Below are 20,349 nucleotides of genomic sequence, written 5' to 3'. Positions count from 1 at the left end.
TGCATGGTGGCGCCGAGCGGACCTGTTCCGGGGGTCCGCTCGGGCCGATTACCTGATACTCCAGTGCCTACTCGCCGACAAGTGAGTCGACGAGCGGGGTGAAGCGGAAGTACGTCGGGTCGGCGAACGCACCGGGAACCCTCCCTAGGGCCTGGATGACCGTGGACGTGCCGTTGGCGTGGCCGACGGCGTACAGGTAGGCCGATTGGGTGTCCTTGTCGACGCCGAGCAGCAGGGTGCCCTGGGTGCCGCATTTCTGCGCGATCAGGAATTCGAAGCGCTGCCAGGTACTGGCACGGACCCGTTTGACGACTGGTTTCATCGGCGACGTCGTCGGGATGTGCACCGTGGTGAGCACCCCGCCTCGTGTGGTCGCGAGGAACGTGTCGTAGGTCCGGGTCTTACTGATCAAGGCCATCGTCTTCACCAGCCCGAACCCGGCCGCCGTGCCGGTCGTCTCCCACTGATTTCCGAAGACGTTGTTCTGCCTGACCAGGATGCCGTCGCTCCCCACCGCGTAGCTCGTCGTTCGCGGGGTGATCCCCTCTCGATAGCGGGACTCCTCGAACACGACGGTGTCTTCGTGTCCGCCGGCAATCGGTGTGAGGCGGATCGAGGCCGTATCGAGGGTGCCGTCGTTCATGAACGCGTAGGTGGTCCGGGCCAGAGTCGGGCCGATGATCACATGCCCCCCGATCAAAGGGTCGCCGCCCGACAGCGAGAGGAACATCGAAGTGCTGAGCCGCACCGGCTCGTCGTACAGCTTGGGCACCACAAAGTGGATGTTGGTCCTTGTCGGGGGCGAGCCGACCGTGATGCGCTGCGACCGATGATCACCTCCCTGCGTCACCGACCCCAGATTCAGCCCGCACCTGGCGGCGCTGCTGGTCGTCACAGCGTCGGCGGCTCCGGGCAGCAAGCCGACACCCAACAGCGACGCCGCACTCAGCACAACGAATCGACGCAAAAGCCTTTGCGTACAGTGCATTTCGCAACCTCTCGTGACCTGCCCCCAGGTTGCCGGCACCATGCCCGCAGTAGATCTCACTCAGCTTGATGCAGCCGGCCCGGTGAAAGTTGGAAGCTGGAACCGCCGAGCTCAGGTGACGGGGTTGTCCTCGCAGGCGCGCGGTCCGCGGGTGGGAGCTCCCGATCTTTCCGCTAGTCGTGACTTTTTCGGGTCCAGGCGACGAAAGATCCACGACTAGCGCGACGCTCACCCCGAAGACCGCCCAAGCCACCACAGGTCATTACTTGTTCAAGCCCATCACGTGGACTCCACACCCCCGGTTAGTGGAAGGCGCGGGGACGCCCGGCAGCACGGATTGGGTTAGACCGGGTCGGCCGCCAGCTCACTCGCGATTGAACTGGCGACGGCGTACGGGTCGCCGGTGGGTTGCGTGGGATAGGCGTCGGTTTGCTGGGTCCAGGTGAGGCCGTGCTGGTCCCATTCGGCCACCAGGTCGGGTTCTTCGCCGGAGGCGATGGTGTCGGGGAGGGCGGTCAGGAAGCGCTGCCAGCGCGGCTTGTAGTAGGAGCTCAGCAGGCCTTGCCAGTCTCGGTTGGCGTAGTCGTGCAGGCCGCCGGGGCCTAGGGCGCGTTCGGTCCAGATCGTGAGGATGGCGCGCGCGTTCCATTCCAGGAGGCGGCTTTCGTCAGGACTGGCACCCCAGGATTTGGCGGATTCCAGCCAAGGGCCGAGGAGCCAGTTGCGGTCGGTGGCGAGGATCTGCGAGGTGAGGTCCATGGCGCGGAGGAAGCGGGTGGAGTGGCGGGTGACGGCTTGACGGTTGCCGGCTTCGTAGGCTTCGCGGAGTTTGCCGAGCAGCAGGCGGCCGCGGTTGGCGAGGATCTGTCGGGTGACGTCGACCAGGTCGTACCGGTACGTCGGGAGCGTGCGGAGCGCGGGTGCGACCGCGAGCATCTCGCCGAGAACCGGAGCGAAGACCGCCGGGTCGTAGCGCCAGTTGTCAGGGCCGAAATTGCTGGCGGAGGTGAAGTTGAGCGTCGGCCAGCCGGCGAACGGGGTTTCGAAGGGCCCTTCGCCGGACGAGTGGCCGGTGGACGCATACGAGTACGCCGTCCGGAGCAGGATCTTCCAGGCAGCCGCGGCGTGCGGGTCGTCGGAACCGTAGCGGCGTTTGGCGTAGTTGACGATCCACGGTTCCAGATCGACCGCCGAACGGCGCCACGTCATCTCGCCGAGGAGGTCCGCGACGACCGGGTTGTTGTGGGTACCTTCCAGCACCATCGCGCTGCCGACGAGGCGTCGGCGGCGGGTCGCCGTACGGACTTGCGGGAAGGTGCGGCCGGGTTCGATCAGGTTGCCGAACATACCCAGCCGGCCGCCGAAGTTCTGGATCGTGCCCCAGCACCACGGGACGCCCCAGTAGGCCTCGGTGTCCTCCCACTTGCGGCTGTCGTCGGAGTCGAGGTCGAGGACGACGACGCGGTTCTCGTCGACTGCGTTGAGCACCTCGAGCTGCGGGTTGTCCTGCCAGCCTTGCAGCAACCAGATCGCCCCCGGTACGGCGCGCTCCAGTTCGTCTTGCACTGCCTTCGCCGCGTCACCGAGATTGGCACCGTCCAGTACGGCGGGCAGCGCGTCCGTACCGACCTCATGGAAGAGGTCACCCGAGTAGTGCGTCGTATCGCCGAACAGCTCACTCTGCGCCTGATAGAACCGAGCCGCCACCGGTGCGTACAGCGCCTCGGTCGTGTCGAGCCAGTACGGACGCGGGTGGCCGGCGTAGTCGCCTTGAGCCGGGATGTGCGTGTCCGGATGCAGATCAGCGAACGCCTGATCCGGCACCTGTCCGGTGAACGCCGGGAAGACCGGAGTGATGCCGAGCTGCCGCATCCGCTGGACGATCTGCTGACCGAGCTCGACGCGCTTGTCCATCAGCTCGACCGACACCGGACCGCTGTAGCTGGAGGCGTTGTCGTCATAGCCGGTGGTCTCGCCGTACCACTGCCACGGCTGCAGCGCCGGCTGCGCGATCCATTGCCGTACCGCGAGCTCGTCCATCCCGAAGTCGCGGAACGTGTCGTACCAGACTCGCTCCTGGCCGATCAGCGCCAGCGCCCGGTTGGTCCCACTGGCCGCCAAGTAGTCCAGCTCGCGCTCCCACTCCGACCAGGTCCAGAACGGCGACGTGTAGCCGAAGACCGTGAAGTTGTACGCGTACCGCTCGGTCAGCTCGGTGGACATCCGGATCGGTGCCGACGGGATCGGCAGTGTGGCGGGCAGCGCGATCCGGTCGCCGTTGGTGGAGAGGTGCTGACCGGCGACGTACTTGAGCCACCAGTGGAAGGCGGAGATGGTTGCGACCGTGCTGGTACCGGAGAGTCGCGGCCGGCCCTCGAAGCTGTCGATCTCGAAGGCGTCCGCCTCACCGGCTTGGGGCGTGAGCTGCCGAAGGCTGAAGACGTCGTCGCGGCCGAGCAGCCGGGCGATGGCTGCCCGGATCTGGGGCGCGTTGATCGGTCCGGCATGGGCCGCCGTACCGGTGCTGCGGGCCGACGCGGGCAGCGCCGACCCGACCAGGGCGGTGGCCATCGTGCCGACCAGCAGGCTGCGGCGGGAGACGTTCTGCATGGGCGGATTCCTGTCGTCAGCGGGCGGGGAGGTCCCCATCGTTGCCGCCGACGGTGACGTCTGGTTGACGCGGCCTTGACGTGAGCCCTGTCGCGAGTCCCATCGCCCGCTCCATCGCCAGTGCGGCAGCGCCGTGCCGAGCGGCCGACTCGAACCGCCCCTGCGCCAGCTCAACCTCTGCGAGGACCCCCAGCGCCTGCGCCTCCCGCAGCCGGAACCCGGTGGATCGCGCCAGCTCCAGTGCGGCTTCCAGATGCTGTACGCCGTCCTGCGCCGGCACCGTCCGTCCGAGACCGATCAGCGCGGTGATCTCCCCTTGCCGATAGCCGGCGCTGCGACTCAGCTCCAGAGCGGAAGCATGCTTGGCGAGTGCTGCTGCCGCATCACCAGTCCGGTGCTCCACGGAGGCCAGCGTGTTCAGCGCATCGGCCTCGTAGCGCAGGTTGCCCGTCTCGACGGCCAACCGCAGTGCGCGCTCGCAGTGCGCGGTGGCCTGTTCATAGTCGCCCACCTCTCGGTAGGTGGCGCCCAGGTTCTGCAGCACCTCCGCCTCGTCGTGGCGCGCCCGCAGCCGACGCAGCACCGCGAGTGCGGCCCGATGGTGCTCAAACGCCGCATCCGTTCGCCCCTGACGCAGACACACCCCACCAAGGATGTTCCGCGCGATCGCACCGGTGTGCGCGAGGCCCAGTTGCTCGCATTGAGCGAGTGCTTCACCTAGGCAAGCAGTCGCCGAGTCCAGCTCACCCCGCTCGAGGTGGATCGTTCCGAGCGCTACCAGCGACGCTGCCTCGAGACGCTGTTCGCCCAGCTCGCGACTGATCCCCAATGCCTGCGTCGAGTCGGCAAGGGCCGCATCCAGATCCCCCAGCTCCAGGTGGACGACCCCGAGGTTGCCGATCGCCACTGCGGCACCGATCCGATCACCCGCCGCGGTGTGCTCGGCGAGCGCCGTACTGAGGTCTTCGATCGCTCGCGGGTAGTCGCCGCGGCTCCAGAACAGCATGCCGCGGTTGTTGCGCAGCCACGGCAGTACGTCGACCGCCTCAGCCCGTACGGCGGCCGCGAGCGCGGTGTCCGTCGTACTGAGCAGGTCCGCATCAAGGCGGCGAGCGGACAGGTACCCCCGAAGCACATCCGCCAGATGCCACGAGTACTCCGGCGCAACCGTCGCGGCCTGCTCCACCGCGGCAATCAGATTCGGATGCTCGGCATCGAACCAGGCTGCAGCCTCAAGCTCGTCGGCCAACCGCAGCACCGGCTGCTCGGACCGCGGCCGCGGCATCCGCAGCAACGTCGGATGCAGCAGCTCGGCCGCCGACTCCGCCGTCCGCACAAACAACTCGTAGACCCGGCGCAGTGCCTCGATCCGCAGCGCCTCGTCGTCCACGTCCTGCGCAGTGGTGACCGCGTACAGCCGAAGCAGATCGTGGAACTGATACCGCCGCGGCTCGTACTGCTGCACCAAGCTCGCCGCACTCAACTGCTCCAGCAACCGGCCTGCCGTTCCCACCGGTACGTCGAGCAGCGCGGCCGCAACCGGCGCAGTGAAGTCCCGTCCAGGCACTAGCCCGAGCAGCCGGAACAGCCGCGCCGCTTCCGGCTTCAAAGCCCGGTACGACGGCGCGAATGCACTCCGGACCGCAGCAGACTCATCACCGTCAACCGCCAACGCTGCAAGCCTGTCGTCCTCCCGCAGCTCAGCCACGTACTCGGCAACATCAGGCCGCGGCCGGCTCGACAGGTTGGCGGCCGCGATGCGCAGTGCGAGCGGCAGCCCGCCGCACAGGCTCGCCAGCTCATCACCAGCCGACGGATCGATCACCTGTCCAGCGATGGCCGCCACCAGCGCACGCGCCTCGCCGGACGACAGCACATCCAGCCGGACCCGCCGGGCGCCTTGCAACGCAGTCAGCCCGCGCAGGTCGCTGCGACTCGTCACCAGCACGGCACAGCGCGGTTCGGCCGGCAGCAAGCGCCGTACGTGATCTGCGTCGGCTGCGTTGTCCAGAACAAGCAGTACGCGCTTGCCGGTCAACAGTGACTGATAGAGCAGCTCCTGCTCAGCCAGATCGAGCGGTACGCGCTCAGACGCAATACCCAGCGCCCGCAGCAGGTAGCCAAAGGCCTGGGCCAGCGTCATCGCCGGACTGATCGAATAGCCATGCAGATTGACGTGCAGTACGCCGTCCGCGAACCCATGCAGCAGTTGTCGCGCCAGGTGCACGGCCAACGCCGACTTGCCGACACCAGGTGGACCGGACAGCACAAGAATCGGCGCCGAGGTCGGATGCGGCTCCGACAGCAGTTCCGTGGCCAGTGCGATCTCGTCGACCCGTCCGACGAAGTCACCGATGTCGGGCGGCAGCGTCGTACTGGCAAGCGGTCGCGGAGCACCCAGGTCGAGCTCAGGGTCGTTGCGCAGGATGGCTTCGTGCAACCGGCGGACTGGTTCACCTGGTCCGAGTCCGAGCGACGCAGTAAGAATTTCGTCGAGCTCGCGGTACGCCTGCAGCGCATCGGCGGATCTGCTCGCGCGATACAGCGACAGCATCAGACTGGCCCAGAAGCGCTCCCGGAACGGGTGTTCCGAAGTCAGTGCTCGCAGCTCACCCACCAACACGTCATGCGCGCCCAGCTCCAGGTCAGCCTCGATTCGCTGCTCCAGCGTGAGCAATCGCTGCTCCACCAGCGCCGGTACCTCGTCCCGCTGCAGCGCCTCGGACGGTACGTCGGCCAGCACCGGCCCACGCCATTCCGCCAACGCCCGGTGCAACAACCCCGAGCGCGCCCGAGCATCCACCGCCTGCCGAGCCTGGTCGACCAGCTCCGTGAACCGGAACAGATCGACCTGCGACTTCGGTACGTCGAGCCGGTAGCCGCCTGGGACAGTCCGGACCACGTCCGCATCGCCGAGCGTCTGCCGCAGCCGCATCACATAGGCCTGGCAGGTGGCCCGCGCACCGCTCGGCGGCTTCTGATCCCACAGCATCTCGATCAGTCGGTCGACCGGTACCGTCTGGCCGGCTCGGAGTGCCAGCGTCGCCAGCACGATGCGGTGCTTCGCAGCCGGGACCGCGATCGCCACGGCATCGCGACGTACCTCAAGTGGGCCCAGCACTCCGAAGCTCCACAGGGGCGGCACGCTGGCCATTGTCACTGTCCGCAGGTGCAGGCGAGGGCTCAGCCGATGTCGCGCATGAACGCGGTGAGCTCACCGGCCACGAGTTTCGGCTCCTCGAAGGCCATGAAGTGGCCGCCGCCATCGGGCGCCAGGTACCGCCGGATGTCGCTGGCGGCGCGCTCGGCGATCGATCGCGGGAACAGCGGCATGTTCCATTCCTGGCTTTGCGTCACCGCCACCGGTACGGCGATGGTCGGCCGATCGCCGTTGTGCGAACCGTCGAAGTACGGGCGGAACGACGTACCGATCGAGGCTGTCACCCAGTAGAGCGTGAGGATCGTGCAGAGGTCGTCCCGGCTGAACCGCGTCTCGAGATCGCCGTGGCAATCGCTCCAGGCACGCAGCTTGTCGATGATGAAGGCAGCCAGCCCGGACGGTGAGTCGAGCAGGGCCGCGGCGACGGTGTCGGGCCGGGTTCCGACGATGGCGCCGTAACCGCCGTCCTCGTCACCGCGCTCGTCGTCGGAGTCGAGCCAGATCTGCTCGGCCTCGGTGATCGGCTCGGTGAACTCCTCGGGGAACGGACCGTGGATGACGTGGATCCCGGCGACCTGTTCCGGATACATCGTCGCGAGCCACCCGCAGACCGAACCGCCGATGTCCCCACCGAAGGCGAAGTACCGGTCGTACCCGAGCGTCTCCGTCATCAGCAGGTGGTACCGCTCGGCGATCGCGACCTTCGTGGCCGGTCCTTCGATCGGTGCCGACCACAGGAAGCCGGGCAGCGACGGGATGACGACATCGACGTCGAGCAGGTCGGCCAGCGGCAACAACTCGGCGAAGGTGCTAGGCCAGCCGTGCGTGAGCAGCACCGGCGGCCGGCTTGGATCGCGCCGAATGTGCACGAAGTGCGTGCCGTCCACGACGTGCTGCGGATACTCGTTCAACCGTGCCTCGACGGCCCGCCAGTCGAACTCCTCAGCCCAGTACGTGACGAGTGAGCGCAGATAGTCCGGATCGGTGCCGGCTCGCCAGTCCGGCGCAGTCGGTACGGCGAATCGCGTCCGCCGGAGTCGCGACCGGAGATCGTCCAGCTCCGCATCGGGGACGGCGATCGTGAAGGGGTCCATCGGATTACTCCTTGTCGATTGCGCCGCGCACCAGCGGGAACGCGTTGAGCTGCAGCTGCACCGGTCGGGCACCTGCAGCAGCGGTGGTTGTGAGCCGACGGCCGATAACGGCGTCGAGCTCGGCCACGAGGTCGCGCAGTTCCTCGGCGGTGAGCCGCAGGTTGACGGTGTCGAACGACGCGACGTCGAGCCACTCGGCGCCGAATACGTCCGCGCCCTGCTCACGAAACTCACGCAGGGACTCGTCGCGTTGGCGCATCCACTCGTTGTCGATCAGCTCGGTCGCGAGCCGCTCCGCACTGCCCTCCGGCTGGTGATGTGCGTCCGGCAGCGTGATCGAGCCCGGGGCGCGCATCCACCAGCGCTCGCGCCCGGTGCCGCGCCCGACGTCCTCGGCGACCAGTCCGTGCTTCTCCAACTGGCGCAGGTGGTAGCTGGTGGATCCGCTCGACTCGCCGAGCCGCTCCCCCAGCCCGCTCGCTGTGAGCGGCCCGTACATCGACAGCTCGTCGAGAATGCGCACCCGCAACGGATGCGCCAGCGCCCGTAAGGCCGCCGTACCCAAAGCGGGCGCTCGTCGAGACTCGGTCATGGTGCAAAGATAGCTTTGCAAATATTTCTTTGCAACCGAGATCAGGCCAAGAGAAGCTCCCGATCCAGCCAGGCCTGTTCCCAGCGGCGGGTCATGGCCGGATAGACGATCAGATAGCGGAACGGCGCGATCGCCGCCATGTAGCACCGGCCGAAGACTCCATTGGGCTTGACCAGCACAGCCATCCGCAGCTCGTAGTCGCCCTCATCACCCTGCACCCAGCCGAGATGCATGACGCCATGGACGGTCTTGTTCGCGATCTCGCGAACCACTTCCCGATCCAGCTCGTACACCGGCTTGAGCGGTATCCGCTCGTCGTCCTCACCCCTGGGTGCGGCACGGAGGTCGCTCGGCAGCCGATCGCGGAGCGACTGCACCCGCGCACCGAGGCCGTCCGCCGGCTTGTCCCACCCCAGCAGTGCGCCCAGTTTCCACCGCAACGCCATCAGAAATCCCGCCGGCCGGGACTGATTGTCGAGCCCACCGGCCGCCACCATCGCCGCGAGCATCACCGGGAAGTCGTCCGGGCCGGCCCCCGGCGTACGGAACGACCACACGTCCTCGACCGTGAAGTCGGGGGTCAGTTCGTGAATCCGCCAGGCCAGCGCGGTATGAGCACTCTCGTCGAGTCGCGACACGGTCCCACCTCTCGTTTATACGGCACCGTATATTTGATCTGTACGCTAACGTATAAATCCACCGTCATCAATGGAGGAGGACCCATTCCCGCCACCGCCCGGACGCCGCGAGCCCGTTGGGTCGAAGCCGGTCTGACCGCCTTGGCCCGCGGCGGACCGGACGCCGTCCGGATCGAGGCGCTGGCGACGGAGCTCGGCGTCACCAAGGGCGGTTTCTACGGGTACTTCGACGGCCGGAACGCACTGCTCGACGAGATGCTCGACGAGTGGGAGCGCCGCTGCACGCACGAGGTCCTCCAGCACGTCGAGGCCGCCGGCGGCGACCCGGCCACGCGGATCCGGCGCGCGGGTCAGCTGACGTTCTCCGAGGACGTCCACCAGATCGATCTCGCGGTCCGGGCCTGGGCGCGCCACGACGAGGCCGTCGCCGACCGGCTCCGCCGGATCGACACCGAGCGGATGGACTTCCTGCGCACGATGTTCAGCTCGTTCGTCTCCGACCCCGACGAGGTCGAGGCCCGGAGCATCCTCGCCTTCACCCTCGCCATCGGCCGGCACTTCATCGCCTTCGACCACCCCGGCCGCACCCGGACCGAGACCGTTCAGCTGGCCGGCGAGTATCTCCTCAGGAACCCTGGAGACCGTCCAGCAGAAGCTTGACCAGGCGGCGCGGGTCGTAGGTGGTGTCACCCTCGCGGCCGATGCAGAGATTGCCGATCCCGCGCATCAGTTCGTAGGCCTGGATGTCGGAAGCGATCTCGCCCGCCTTGGTCGCGGCGGTCAGCAGGTCTGCACACACTGGCAGCAGGCGCTCGAGGAAGTAGCCGTGCAGAGCCTCGAAGCCGCTGCTGTCCGACTGCATCGCGTGCGCGAGGCCGTGCTTCGTGACCAGGAAGTCCACGAAGAGATCGACCCATTGCCGGAGCGCCTCGAGCGGCGACTCCAGCTCGCTTAGCAGTCGCGGCCCAGCCTCGACGCAGGCTTCGACCTGGTGGCGATAGACCGCGACCACCAGATCCGCGCGGGTCGGGAAGTTGCGGTAGATCGTCCCTGTGCCGACGCCGGCCTGCGCCGCGATCTCCCGGATCGGCGCATCGACGCCGGAGACCAGAAACACCTCAGCCGCCGCGGCCAGCAGCTTCTGCTCGTTCCGTAGCGCATCGGACCGCTTGCTCCGACCGGCTTCCATCACCCGACTCCTCTCGACAACACAAGCGGAACGACGTCCCACTTGATAACCGGAACATTGTTCCGTATCGTAAGTGGAACAACGTCCCGCTTCTCACTCTAAGGCATCGAAGGAAGAGACATGAGTACTCCCGTCATCTCGTACAGCCCGGTCGTCCTGTCCGTACCCGGCCGGCCCGTCGATCTGGAGGTCCGCGTCTCGGCGCCGGCGACCGGTACGGACCTGCCGGTCATCCTGCTGTCGCACGGCCACGGCTTCGCGAACAACCTGTCGTCCCTCAACGGCTACGCCCCGCTCGCCAATCATTGGGCGGCACTCGGCTTCGTCGTCGTCCAGCCGACCCACCTGAGCTCACGAACGCTGACGAGTCGCGTCGGCGATGCGCCGGGAGCGCCGTACTTCTGGCGATCGCGCGCCGAGGACATGTCGCAGATCCTCGACCAGTTCGACCTCGTCGAGGACGCCGTACCGCAGCTGGCCGGGCGTGTGAATCGCGACCAGGTTGCCGTGGCCGGTCACTCGCTGGGCGGCCTCACGGCCACTCAGTTGCTCGGGGCCCGCATCACCGACCCCGCCACGGGCGAGATCGCCGACCTGCTCGAACCGCGAATCACACAAGGCATCGTGTTCGCGGCTCCCGGTCGCGGCGACGTGCTGAACGGCCCGATGGCAGACGCTCTCGACTTCATCCGATCGATCGACTTCGGCACGATGACGACGCCGGCTCTGGTTGTCGTCGGCGACAAGGACGACTCGCGGCACTTCACCGACATGGGCCCGGACTGGCACGCCGACCCGTACCACCTGGCGCCGTCCCCCAAGACCCTGCTCACCGTGTACGGCGCCGAACACCTGCTCGGCGGCATCCAGGGGTACGACGCCGCCGAGACCACCGACGAGGATCCGGAGCGGGTCGCCGCCATCGCCCGCCTCACCGCGGCCTACCTCCGCTCGCAGTTCCACCCCGGCGACTCGGCGTGGCAGGAAGCCTCGACAGAGCTGGCCGCCCTCGCCGCCACCGAGTCGAAGTAGGCGCGGCCTATAGTCGGGCGCATGTGTGCGCAGGTCGTGCTTGCCGAGGACGACGAGAAGCAGGCCGAGCTGGTACGGCGCTACCTCGAGCGGGAGAACCACACCGTGATCGCGGTGACGGACGGCCGCTCCGCGCTCGAGGAGGTACGGCGCCGCCAACCCGACCTGCTCGTCCTCGACGTCATGCTGCCGGGTGTCGACGGACTCGACGTGTGCCGGATCCTGCGACGTGAGTCCGATATCCCGGTGCTGATGCTGACCGCGCGGACCGAGGAGGACGACCTGCTGCTCGGCCTCGATCTCGGTGCCGACGACTACATGACCAAGCCGTTCAGTCCGCGCGAACTGGCGGCACGGGTCCGCACCCTGCTCCGCCGTACGAGGGTGAACGCCGAGCCCAGCTCACTGCTGCGGGTCGGTGCGGTCGTGGTTGATCTCGACCGGCACGAACTGGTTGCCGACGGCACCAAGATCAGCTGTACGCCGGGCGAGTTCCGCCTGATCGCGACGATGGCCGCGCGGCCGCACCGCGTCTTCACCCGGGCCCAACTGCTGGAGAACCTGCACGGGATCGACCAGTACATCACCACCCGCACGATCGACACCCACATCCTGAACCTGCGCAAGAAGATCGAGCCGGACCCGCGCCGGCCGGTCCGGCTGCTGACCGTGTACGGCGTCGGCTACAAGCTGACCGACGGCTGACATGGGCGCACGTCGCAGCATCCTCGTGCGGCTGCTGGCCGGCGCCGTCCTGATCGCGCTCTGCTCGATCGCCGCGACGGCCTGGCTGGCAGCCCGCAGTACGACGGTGGCGATCCAGGAGCAACAAGGCCAGGCGCTCGCCGACGACGCCAAGGTCTACAACACCCTGCTCGAGTACGCCGCAACGCACCGGAACTGGTCAGGTGTCGAGCGACTGGTCGCGCAACTAGGCCAGGAGACCGGGCGGCAGATCGGTCTCAGCACCCGTGATCGCAAGCCGATCGCCGGTCAGCCGGTGCCGCCGGATCGGAAGCCATCGGCAGTCGTCTATCCGCTCCAGGTCGACCCCAACCTGGCCGGCGGTGACCAGATCGACCCGCGGGTGGTCGGTCCGTTCGCGCTGACCCCGGCCCAGAAGACGGAGTACGACCAACTCGCGCAGCGGGCACTGAACTGCGTCCAGGGCCGCACCGGCCAGGGCAAGATCGTCGTCGATCCGACCGGTCGGCCGCACCTGGAAGATGCTCCGGCGATCAACATCACCACCTGCGACGGCGATCGCCTCCTCGATCTCGAGCCGCCCCAGCGAGCGTGGTACGAGACTCTGCAGAAGGCGGTGAACACCTGCCTGAACGCTCGCCGGAAGGTCTCCCCGGTCCAGATCGCGTCCGACTTCAGCTGGTCGTTTCCGAGCGCACCGGCGGCGCAAGCCCCGGCGGTCGCACCACCGCGCCCTGACTCGGAGACCGTCGACACCTGCCTGCTGAACGCGCGACGCGACATCCTCAAGCCGTACGTCGCTCCGCCGGCTCTACTGTTCGTGAGTACGCCGAGCAGCGCGGCCTCGGCCGAGTTCGACTTGTCAGCGGCCAACCAGAAGCGGATCGCCGGAGTCGCCGCGGCCGTTCTCGGCATCACCGTCCTGATCGCGGTGCTCGGCGGAATCCGCTTGGTGCAGCCACTGCGAGCCCTGACGAAGGCATCGCGGGAGATGACCGGTGGCGACGAGCAGATCCGCGTGAAGGTCCGCGGTCAGGACGAGATCGGCCAACTCTCGCTCGCCTTCAACGAGCTCGCCGACGCCCGGGCGAAGACCGAATCGTTGCGCCGGGCAATGGTCAGCGATATCGCGCACGAACTACGGACGCCGTTGAGCAACATCCGCGGGTGGCTCGAAGCCGTCGAGGACGGCGTCGCGCAGCCCGACGAGGCCTTCATCGCCTCGCTGTCGGAGGAGGCCGGGCTGCTTCAGCACATCATCGACGACCTCCGCGACCTGGCCACCGCCGACGCCGGCAACCTTCGCATCCATCCCGAGCGCGTCTACCTCGGCCTGTTGCTCGACCAGGTGGTCGCCACTTACCTCAGCCAGGCCGAGCACGCCGGAATTACGTTGACCTCGGCAACCAACGGTGACATCGAGCTGGACGCCGACCCGGTCCGCCTTCGACAGGCTGTCGGCAACCTGGTCGCCAACGCGCTCCGGTTCACCCCGGCCGGCGGCGCGGTGCGGATCGACGCGCGCCACGAAGGCACCGACGTACTGATTGAAGTTGTCGACACCGGCGCTGGGATTGCTCCTGAGGATCTGCCCAAGGTCTTCGATCGATTCTGGCGTGCCGAGCAGTCTCGCAACCGGCACACCGGCGGCAGCGGCTTGGGTCTCGCGATCGTCCGCAGCCTTGTCGAGGCCCACGGCGGCAGCGCCTCGGTCACCAGCCGCCTCGACCAAGGCTCGACCTTCGCCCTCCGGCTACCGCAGACTCGTTAGCCGGAAGGTCTGGCGGTAGGTCTGCGGCGAGACACCGACGGTGCGCTTGAACTGGCGACGCAGCGTCGTCGGAGTGCCCATGCCGGTCGCCGTCGCGATCGCGTCGATGGTGTCATTGGTTGCCTCTAGCAACTCTTGGGCCCGGCGGACGCGGCGTGTGAGGAGCCACTGGAGCGGAGTCTCACCGGTGGTGGCGCGGAACAAGCGGCCCAGATGGCGAGGGCTGGTGTTGGCCTCGCGAGCCAGGTCGGTGACCGTGAGCGGCTGATCGAGACGCTCCTCGGTCCAGGCCAGCAGCCGGGACAACGCGTGCTCGTCGGCAGGCGCCACCGGCCGAGCCACGAACTGCGCCTGTCCACCAGAGCGATGCGGCGGTACGACGAGCCGCCGGGCGACCGTATTGGCCACGGCCGCGCCGCGATCGAGGTGCACGAGGTGGAGGCAGAGGTCGACCGCCGCGGCCTTCCCGGCTGCGGTGAGGACGCGACCGTTGTCCGTGTAGAGCACGTCCGGATCGACCTCGGCCGCCGGAAACGCCCGGCTCAGCTGGTCGGTGTGCGCCCAGTGCGTCGTCGCCCGCTGGCCGTCCAGCAGCCCGGCCGCCCCCAGTACGAACGCACCCGTACACAGCGACGCCACCCGCGCACCACTCTCGTACGCCGTACGCACCGCCTCGACCAGCTCGACCGGCGGCGGTACGTCGACATCCACACAGGCCGGCACGATCACCGTGTCCGCTGCTGCCAACGCATCGAGCCCGTGGTCCGGCTCGACCATGAACGGGCCGACCCGGATCGGCCCCGGTCCGCACAGCTGAACGTCGTACCAGTCGGGGACGCCGACCGGCGGATTGCCGAAGATCTCGTAGGCGACGCCGAGCTCGAAGTGCAGGAGCTGCCCGGCCGCGGCGACCGCAACGGTATGCATGTCCGAAAGTGTACGCATGGTGTCGTTCCGGACTCTCTCGGCAGCGGCGCCCAGCGATCAGACTCGCCCCATGACGCACAAGATCGCCGTGTACGGCGCCACGGGGCACACCGGCCGTTTCGTAGTGGCGGAGCTCGTCCGCCAAGGGTTCACGCCCGTCGTGTCCGGCCGGAACGCCGAAGCACTGAAGACTCAGTGGCCCGACTTCGAGGCTCGCCCGGCCGCCGCCGACGACAGCCAGGCCCTGGATGCCGCCCTGATCGGCGTGGACGCGGTGATCAACACAGCAGGCCCGTTCGCGCTGACCGGCCTTGCCGTCTCGGCCGCCGCCGTCCGCGCCGGCATCCCGTACGTCGATGTCGCCGCGGAGATCGAGGCCAACGCCGACATGTTCGCCGCGCACCCGGACGCGTCGACGCCGATCGTCCCGGCGATGGCTTTCTACGGCGGACTCGGTGACCTGCTCGTCACCGCCGCCCTCGGCGATCGGACCAGCGCCGACGAGATCATCGTCGCGTATGGCCTGAGCAGCTGGCACCCGACGCCGGGCACCCGCACGGCCGGTCAGATCTCGCACGACCGCCGGAACGGACGCCGGGTGCGCTTCGCCGACGGTGAGTTGCAGTACCACGACGACCAGCCGAGCCAGGAGGACTGGCAGTTCCCGGAGCCACTGGGCAACCGCCGGGTGATCAAGGAGTTCACGATGGCCGACGTGGTCACCATTCCGAGCCACGTCGCCGTACCGAAGCTGCGGACGGCGATGACGCTGGAGGCCGCCGGTGACCTGGCCCAGTCGGATACCCCGGCGCCGAAGGCCGTCGACGACCTCGGCAGATCCGACCAGACCTTCGTCGTCGACGTGCTGATCCGCACCGCCGACGGAGAGCTGCGAGCCGGCGCGCGCGGTCAGGACATCTACGCGATCACCGCTCCGCTCGCCGTCGGCGCCGTACGACGGCTGCTCGCCGGCGAAGGGCGGACGACGGGCGTGGCGTCGGCCGGGGCGATGTTCGACCCGACCGACTTCCTCGACGAGCTGTCGCCGTACCTGACGGTCAGCTTTGCTTCGTCCACCAACGGTTCGTGAGGCCGTCCCGCAGTGTGTTGGTGGCGCAGTGGATCTCGCCCTCGGAGACGTGGGTGCTGGTCAGGTCGTTCACGTAGGTTACCTGGTAGCCGATCTTCTGGAAGGCGTTCGTGATCGCCTCGGCGAAGAGATCCTTGCCGCCGACAACGGGACCGAACGGCTTCGGGGCGATGTAGCGACCGGCGTTCAGCACCAGGCCGTTGACGGTCCCGGGGATCTCGGCGACGCCGTCCCGCATCGCGTGCAGCTCGCGCACCTTCGCGTCCTTGGCCGGTCCGTCGGGCATCGTGCTGATGGTGGACTCGAGCATCCCGTACTCGAGTCCGCGCGCGGTGTAGAGGGCCGGCAGGCGAACGAGGTCGGCCTCGGTCAGCCCGGCCTGCTGCCGCAGGACGTCGAGGTTGGCCCGGATCCGCTCGGCCGCCCGCTCGTTGGTCCCGATGAACTGCTCGTCGGCGAGGAACTGGTTCGTGGTGCGCTGGTCGATGCGCTCGTCGTACGGCCACTCGAGCGGCGGCAGATTGCCGTGCAGCTTGTCGCCACCGTGACCGGCCTTCTGCACCTGACCAAGCAGCTTCAGCCCGGCGGCCGGATCGGCGACGACGGCCTTCCAGCCCAGCCGGCTCCCTGGCACCGGGACGAACTGGATGAACTCGTCGACATGCCCGATCGAGAGCCACGAGGTGTCCAGTGAGATCGGGTCCTGCACACCTTGGGACTTCAGCAGCGTGAGCATCTCCGGGGCCGATCCGCCCTTGCCGTCGCCGCCGATCACCACCCGGCCGTTCGGGTACGACGCCGTGCCCGGAATCGTCTCGAGGTTGCCCATCGAGTCGTAACTGCTGTTCTCGCCCGGGACGGGGACGTGCTCGACATGGATGCCACCCACGTCGGCACCGGCCAGCTCGGTGAACATCACCCGGGACGCCACCCGGCGATCGTCGTTCGCCGAGCCGATCAGCAGCTTCATCCCCTGCGGCCCGCCGCCGGGACCGGGCATCGAGGTGTAGGCCGGTTCGAAGATGTCCTGAGCCCACTGATCACCGCTCAGATCGAGCTGCCGCAGCCCGCCCGGAACACCGGCCTTCGTGATCACCGCACTCGCCTCCGCACGCCATTGCTTGCCTTCGGCATCATCATCGCCAGGCGTCGCGGTGATCACCTGCTCGAGCCGCTGGGTGTTCAGCTGCGTCAGCACCGGCGCCTCGTGCATGGTCACCGTGCTCGATCCGCCACCGGTCACGGTCAGCGTGACGTCGATCGAGCCGTCCCACTGCGCGGTGTCGCGGATGATGTCCACGCCCTCGATCCCGAGCTCGGCACCACGCCGCAGCTCGTCCGCGGTCAGCCGGGTCTCCGGCGTCACCAGCTCCCACGTGCCCCGCTTGATGAACAGATGCACGCGATTCGGCTGTGAGACCCGCAACGAACCGACCGCCGACTTCCCCGCCATCGGCCATCGCGTGGTGTGGATCCTCGCTAGATCAAGCGCATCGCGGCTGCCGTTGACCACTGTGTCGGCGGCGTCGTTGCAGCCGGCCAACTCTCGGTCGGCCAGGTTCTGCTTCTGCTGATGCGTGCGGACCAGCTCCTGGTACAGCCGTTCGGCCTCCTCCTTGTCCGGCATCTTCTCCAGCTCTTCGCGACGCTTGTAGAAGGCGTCGTCGTTGGCAGCCTCCCGGTCGACCGCATCTGCGGCGATCTTCCGCGCGTCGGCCCGGCAGCGGCCGGTGTCGTCATCGAGGTTGGCCAGGAACAGGCCGCGCGGCGAATCGGTCCGGAGCCCGGCGTACGACGTACCGGCGGTGGCCAGCGGCGCTCCGATCGCGAGCGCGCCGGACGTGGTCAGGAACAAGAGTGTGCGAGCAAGCATGCGGTCATGCTCTCGACCACTTGTCAGGAACTTGTCAGCCTTCCGTCCGCGCCTCGTCCGCCCGCTCGGACCGTCCGTTGGACGGAGTATTCTGGCCGCATGACCGACCGCGGGATGCAGGAACTGGCCTTGCTGTTGCTGACCGCTCTGGCCAACGAGTCCCGGCACGGCTACGCGATCGCCCAGGAGGTCAAGGCGATCACCGACGGCCGGGTGGCACCGCGGACAGGCGCCCTGTACGGCGCTCTGGACCGACTGCTCGCCGACGGCCTGATCTCGGTCGAGCGGGAGGAAGTCGTGGGCGGACGCGCGCGCCGGATCTTCGCGCTCACCGCGTCGGGACGCGACCGCCTGGAGACCGAGGCCGAGCGACTGGCCGCCACAGCTCAGGAGATGCGCCGGCGACTGGCCGGTGGGACTGCGCCCGCGACATGAGGTTGTACCCGGCGCGCTACGCGGCCGCCGACGAGATCCTCGACGTACATCGGGAGATGCGAGCCGACCTTTCCTGGGGAGCTCGGCTGCGCGCGGACGCTGACCTCTTGGCGCACGCAGTGCGGGTGCGGCTCGGTCTCGACTCCGCGTCCGCGGGCGGGCGGTTCTTCGAGCTCACGACGCCGTTCGCGCTCGGCGTCACCGCGGCGTACGGCGGCATCCTGCTGATGCGCTGGTACGCCGGGATCGTGATTTCGCCGGGATCCACGTGGAGCCATGTGGCGACGACCGATCTTCGCGAGGGACTGCATGTGCTGTTCCTCGCGTTGATGTGTGGTGGCGGAATCGTTGCTCTGCTCAAGTATTGGCGGCTCGGCGTTGCGTTGAGCATCGTCGGCCTGCTGGCTTTCGCCGCGGATTGGCTGGTCGCTCCCGGCCTGTATGACACTCCGCTCCAAGCCGTCGCCGCCATACTGACCGCACTTGTCGTCGTGGCGTGCCCGCCGGATCGACGACCGGAGCGGAAGCAGGCGGCCGTGGCCGGCGTGATGGCTGCGGTCGCATGGTTCCCCTCGGCCTTGATCCTGACTCGCGGCTTCGTCGTCAGCACGGACTACGGCGCGTGGCCGCTCCTCGCGCTCGCTTTCACCGGCCTCGCCTGGTACGCCCGGCCGCCGAGTCTCCGTGGACTGGCAGCGGTCGCCGCAGCCTCGCCGCTCTTCCTGGCGCACGCCGCGATTTCCCTATAGTCCGTTTAAGTGAGTATTCTCTGCAACGTACTATCCACGTCGCAGAGGAGTGCCGCCATGCCGTTCACACTGGCCCACCCGGCAGCGGTCCTCCCGCTGTTGCGGCACCCCTTCGTTCCGGTCGCGCTGATCACCGGCTCGATGGCGCCTGACACGCCGTACTTCCTGACCGCGATCGGCATCCGCTCCACCCACGCCGGCGATTGGTACGGATCGTTCCTGAACGCCACCACCACGCACTCGCTCCGCGGCCTGCCGATCGACCTTCTGTACGCCGTCATCCTGGTCGGCGCGTATTGGTTGCTGCGGGCACCCATCACCGCGCTCGGCGTGACACTCCCCAAGCTCGGTCGGCCGAACCTCGGATGGCTGGCCGTCTCGGCTCTGATCGGCGCGGGCACGCATCTGCTCTGGGACTTCCTGACCGACGCCGACTTCGTCCCCGTGCCCCGGCTGTTGCAGTACGCCAGCACGGCCTTCGGCCTGATCGTCATCGCCTGGTACGCCTGGAACCACCGCACCCAACTCCGCTCCCCCGACGCCACCCCGCCGCTCCCCGCAGCCACTCGCCTTCCCGACTCCACCCGCCGGGCAGTCATCGGCCTGCTGATCGCCGCGCCCCTCCTCGCCGCCGCAGTTCTGGCACCTGCAGACTTCATCAACTACCAAGAGGCGAGCGATACCTGGACCGGCGTCGCCGAAGGCGTGCTCACCGGCGCCGTCAAGCGAGCGGGCGCCGCCTTCGCGATCACCCTCCTCCTCTACGCGCTGATCAGCCGGACCACCACGTGGCTTCAGCGATCGTCGTGAACCCCAACGACTTGTAGAGGTGTTGCGCAGGCGCCGCAGCCGTCAGTGTCACCGGTAACGGATCGAGCTGATTCAGCACGGCGTACATGAGTTGGCGGGCGAGGCCTTGGCCGCGGAACTCCGGCAGTGTGGTGACGAAGTAGACGCCGGCCACGTCGTCCTGCGTAATGGTCGCGCCGGCCGCCGCCCACTGGCCGTCGACGGCGATCAGGTAGGCGTCGAAGCCCGGCGTAGTGAGCAGGCCGGCAGGGACAGCAGCGGCACTGCCGTAGGGCTGGAAGTGCGGGAGCGGGAAGCCCTCCACCACGATCCTGTCGACCGCCGCGAGTTGCTCCTCGGTCTGCACGTGGACGATCTCAGCCGCCGGCGCCGGCAGGGGCGCGGCGCGCCGGATCATCACCGGCGAACGCGTCGGGGTGAGCGGCGCAGGCCCACGAGGCGGGACCACGCCGTACGGGTCCTCGATGCTTATGCGCGGCCAAGGCCGTTGCTGCAACTCCGCCAGCTCGGCGAGATCGACTGCGGACGGTTGCGGTGATGTGATGACGACGCGCAGACCATTGCGGACAGGATCGAGCGCGGCGAGAAAACCCGGTCGCTCGATCAGCTCGTAGCCGCGAGCTGGTCCCAGGGCGCGCCAGAACGCAGCTCCGTTCCGGTTGGCCAGCAACAAATCATCCATGCCG

Annotated in this window: 18 protein-coding genes; 8 read left to right on the top strand and 10 right to left on the bottom strand. The window is 68.1% G+C overall.

All coding sequences use genetic code 11. From position 1 onward, the window contains the following. Positions 1-67 precede the first annotated feature (67 nt). From ABZS29_RS16685 to ABZS29_RS16660, 6 genes are all read right to left on the bottom strand, one after another. A complete protein-coding gene (locus ABZS29_RS16685) occupies positions 68-1,030 on the bottom strand; it encodes a hypothetical protein (protein WP_355462700.1) in 963 nt (320 codons plus the stop codon). A 300-nt stretch (positions 1,031-1,330) separates the two neighbouring features. Continuing rightward, a complete protein-coding gene (locus ABZS29_RS16680) occupies positions 1,331-3,598 on the bottom strand; it encodes an alpha-N-acetylglucosaminidase (RefSeq protein WP_355462698.1) in 2,268 nt (755 codons plus the stop codon). Between the two features lie 16 nt (positions 3,599-3,614). Beyond that, the gene (locus ABZS29_RS16675) at positions 3,615-6,743 is read right to left on the bottom strand and encodes a BTAD domain-containing putative transcriptional regulator (protein WP_355462696.1); all 3,129 of its coding nucleotides are present in this window, start codon (positions 6,741-6,743) and stop codon (positions 3,615-3,617) included. A 38-nt stretch (positions 6,744-6,781) separates the two neighbouring features. Next, a complete protein-coding gene (locus ABZS29_RS16670; protein ID WP_355462694.1) occupies positions 6,782-7,852 on the bottom strand; it encodes an epoxide hydrolase family protein in 1,071 nt (356 codons plus the stop codon). A gap of 4 nt (positions 7,853-7,856) precedes the next feature. Then, complete coding sequence (locus ABZS29_RS16665; protein ID WP_355462693.1) at positions 7,857-8,444, bottom strand: helix-turn-helix domain-containing protein; 588 nt, start codon at positions 8,442-8,444, stop codon at positions 7,857-7,859. A 41-nt stretch (positions 8,445-8,485) separates the two neighbouring features. Beyond that, a complete protein-coding gene (locus ABZS29_RS16660) occupies positions 8,486-9,082 on the bottom strand; it encodes a DUF2867 domain-containing protein (protein ID WP_355462691.1) in 597 nt (198 codons plus the stop codon). Positions 9,083-9,148: 66 nt separating this feature from the next. Between ABZS29_RS16660 and ABZS29_RS16655 the strand changes: the two genes are divergently transcribed. Next, a complete protein-coding gene (locus ABZS29_RS16655) occupies positions 9,149-9,742 on the top strand; it encodes a TetR/AcrR family transcriptional regulator (protein ID WP_355463201.1) in 594 nt (197 codons plus the stop codon). Here the strand turns inward: ABZS29_RS16655 and ABZS29_RS16650 are convergent. Then, positions 9,708-10,271 carry a TetR/AcrR family transcriptional regulator gene (locus ABZS29_RS16650; protein ID WP_355462689.1) on the bottom strand — a complete coding sequence of 188 codons (564 nt, stop codon included), beginning with the start codon at positions 10,269-10,271 and terminating at the stop codon, positions 9,708-9,710. The genes ABZS29_RS16655 and ABZS29_RS16650 overlap by 35 nt on opposite strands. Before the next feature lie 120 nt (positions 10,272-10,391). On the opposite strand from ABZS29_RS16650, the gene ABZS29_RS16645 reads away from it, so the two are divergent. Genes ABZS29_RS16645 through ABZS29_RS16635 form a run of 3 tightly spaced genes read left to right on the top strand, consistent with a single transcriptional unit; the run spans position 10,392 to position 13,779 of the window. After that, positions 10,392-11,303 carry a chlorophyllase gene (locus ABZS29_RS16645; protein WP_355462687.1) on the top strand — a complete coding sequence of 304 codons (912 nt, stop codon included), beginning with the start codon at positions 10,392-10,394 and terminating at the stop codon, positions 11,301-11,303. Between the two features lie 21 nt (positions 11,304-11,324). After that, entirely contained in the window at positions 11,325-12,008 is a 684-nt protein-coding gene (locus ABZS29_RS16640) for a response regulator transcription factor (RefSeq protein ID WP_355462686.1), read from the top strand. Position 12,009: 1 nt separating this feature from the next. Further along, a complete protein-coding gene (locus ABZS29_RS16635) occupies positions 12,010-13,779 on the top strand; it encodes an ATP-binding protein (protein ID WP_355462685.1) in 1,770 nt (589 codons plus the stop codon). On the opposite strand, the gene ABZS29_RS16630 is transcribed toward ABZS29_RS16635, so the two are convergent. After that, positions 13,762-14,706: a helix-turn-helix domain-containing protein gene (locus ABZS29_RS16630; protein WP_355462683.1), complete on the bottom strand. Its 945-nt coding sequence runs from the start codon at positions 14,704-14,706 to the stop codon at positions 13,762-13,764. The two genes, ABZS29_RS16635 and ABZS29_RS16630, sit on opposite strands and share 18 nt — an antisense overlap. A 70-nt stretch (positions 14,707-14,776) precedes the next feature. On the opposite strand from ABZS29_RS16630, the gene ABZS29_RS16625 reads away from it, so the two are divergent. Continuing rightward, positions 14,777-15,796 (top strand): saccharopine dehydrogenase NADP-binding domain-containing protein, encoded by a 1,020-nt coding sequence (locus tag ABZS29_RS16625; protein ID WP_355462681.1) that lies wholly within the window; start codon positions 14,777-14,779, stop codon positions 15,794-15,796. Here the strand turns inward: ABZS29_RS16625 and ABZS29_RS16620 are convergent. Beyond that, positions 15,765-17,669 (bottom strand): protein-arginine deiminase family protein, encoded by a 1,905-nt coding sequence (locus tag ABZS29_RS16620; RefSeq protein ID WP_355462679.1) that lies wholly within the window; start codon positions 17,667-17,669, stop codon positions 15,765-15,767. The genes ABZS29_RS16625 and ABZS29_RS16620 overlap by 32 nt on opposite strands. 99 nt (positions 17,670-17,768) lie before the next feature. Here ABZS29_RS16620 and ABZS29_RS16615 point away from each other — a divergent pair, with 99 nt between their 5' ends. From ABZS29_RS16615 to ABZS29_RS16605, 3 genes are read left to right on the top strand one after another with little or no spacing between them, the layout of a single operon-like run. After that, a complete protein-coding gene (locus tag ABZS29_RS16615; protein WP_355462678.1) occupies positions 17,769-18,104 on the top strand; it encodes a PadR family transcriptional regulator in 336 nt (111 codons plus the stop codon). Further along, positions 18,101-18,853 carry a hypothetical protein gene (locus ABZS29_RS16610; protein WP_355462676.1) on the top strand — a complete coding sequence of 251 codons (753 nt, stop codon included), beginning with the start codon at positions 18,101-18,103 and terminating at the stop codon, positions 18,851-18,853. Before ABZS29_RS16615 ends, ABZS29_RS16610 begins: the two co-directional genes overlap by 4 nt. Before the next feature lie 57 nt (positions 18,854-18,910). Continuing rightward, positions 18,911-19,663 carry a DUF4184 family protein gene (locus tag ABZS29_RS16605; protein WP_355462674.1) on the top strand — a complete coding sequence of 251 codons (753 nt, stop codon included), beginning with the start codon at positions 18,911-18,913 and terminating at the stop codon, positions 19,661-19,663. Here the strand turns inward: ABZS29_RS16605 and ABZS29_RS16600 are convergent. Next, entirely contained in the window at positions 19,626-20,345 is a 720-nt protein-coding gene (locus ABZS29_RS16600) for a GNAT family N-acetyltransferase (protein WP_355462672.1), read from the bottom strand. The two genes, ABZS29_RS16605 and ABZS29_RS16600, sit on opposite strands and share 38 nt — an antisense overlap. Positions 20,346-20,349: the final 4 nt, after the last annotated feature.

The organism is Kribbella sp. NPDC005582 (genome assembly GCF_040605415.1).
Classification (GTDB): domain Bacteria; phylum Actinomycetota; class Actinomycetes; order Propionibacteriales; family Kribbellaceae; genus Kribbella.
The sequence above is the reverse complement of the archived record's forward strand: the minus strand, read 5'-3'. Positions and strand labels throughout refer to the sequence as shown.

Excerpts from the sequence above, each read along its gene's own strand:
- ABZS29_RS16625 (WP_355462681.1), top strand. The coding sequence starts at position 14,777 with ATGACGCACAAGATCGCCGTGTACGGCGCCACGGGGCACACCGGCCGT.
- ABZS29_RS16665 (WP_355462693.1), bottom strand. The coding sequence starts at position 8,444 with ATGACCGAGTCTCGACGAGCGCCCGCTTTGGGTACGGCGGCCTTACGG.
- ABZS29_RS16640 (WP_355462686.1), top strand. The coding sequence starts at position 11,325 with ATGTGTGCGCAGGTCGTGCTTGCCGAGGACGACGAGAAGCAGGCCGAG.
- ABZS29_RS16615 (WP_355462678.1), top strand. The coding sequence starts at position 17,769 with ATGACCGACCGCGGGATGCAGGAACTGGCCTTGCTGTTGCTGACCGCT.
- ABZS29_RS16635 (WP_355462685.1), top strand. The coding sequence starts at position 12,010 with ATGGGCGCACGTCGCAGCATCCTCGTGCGGCTGCTGGCCGGCGCCGTC.
- ABZS29_RS16645 (WP_355462687.1), top strand. The coding sequence starts at position 10,392 with ATGAGTACTCCCGTCATCTCGTACAGCCCGGTCGTCCTGTCCGTACCC.
- ABZS29_RS16680 (WP_355462698.1), bottom strand. The coding sequence starts at position 3,598 with ATGCAGAACGTCTCCCGCCGCAGCCTGCTGGTCGGCACGATGGCCACC.
- ABZS29_RS16610 (WP_355462676.1), top strand. The coding sequence starts at position 18,101 with ATGAGGTTGTACCCGGCGCGCTACGCGGCCGCCGACGAGATCCTCGAC.
- ABZS29_RS16685 (WP_355462700.1), bottom strand. The coding sequence starts at position 1,030 with ATGGTGCCGGCAACCTGGGGGCAGGTCACGAGAGGTTGCGAAATGCAC.
- ABZS29_RS16630 (WP_355462683.1), bottom strand. The coding sequence starts at position 14,706 with ATGCATACCGTTGCGGTCGCCGCGGCCGGGCAGCTCCTGCACTTCGAG.
- ABZS29_RS16605 (WP_355462674.1), top strand. The coding sequence starts at position 18,911 with ATGCCGTTCACACTGGCCCACCCGGCAGCGGTCCTCCCGCTGTTGCGG.
- ABZS29_RS16620 (WP_355462679.1), bottom strand. The coding sequence starts at position 17,669 with ATGCTTGCTCGCACACTCTTGTTCCTGACCACGTCCGGCGCGCTCGCG.
- ABZS29_RS16650 (WP_355462689.1), bottom strand. The coding sequence starts at position 10,271 with ATGGAAGCCGGTCGGAGCAAGCGGTCCGATGCGCTACGGAACGAGCAG.
- ABZS29_RS16600 (WP_355462672.1), bottom strand. The coding sequence starts at position 20,345 with ATGGATGATTTGTTGCTGGCCAACCGGAACGGAGCTGCGTTCTGGCGC.
- ABZS29_RS16670 (WP_355462694.1), bottom strand. The coding sequence starts at position 7,852 with ATGGACCCCTTCACGATCGCCGTCCCCGATGCGGAGCTGGACGATCTC.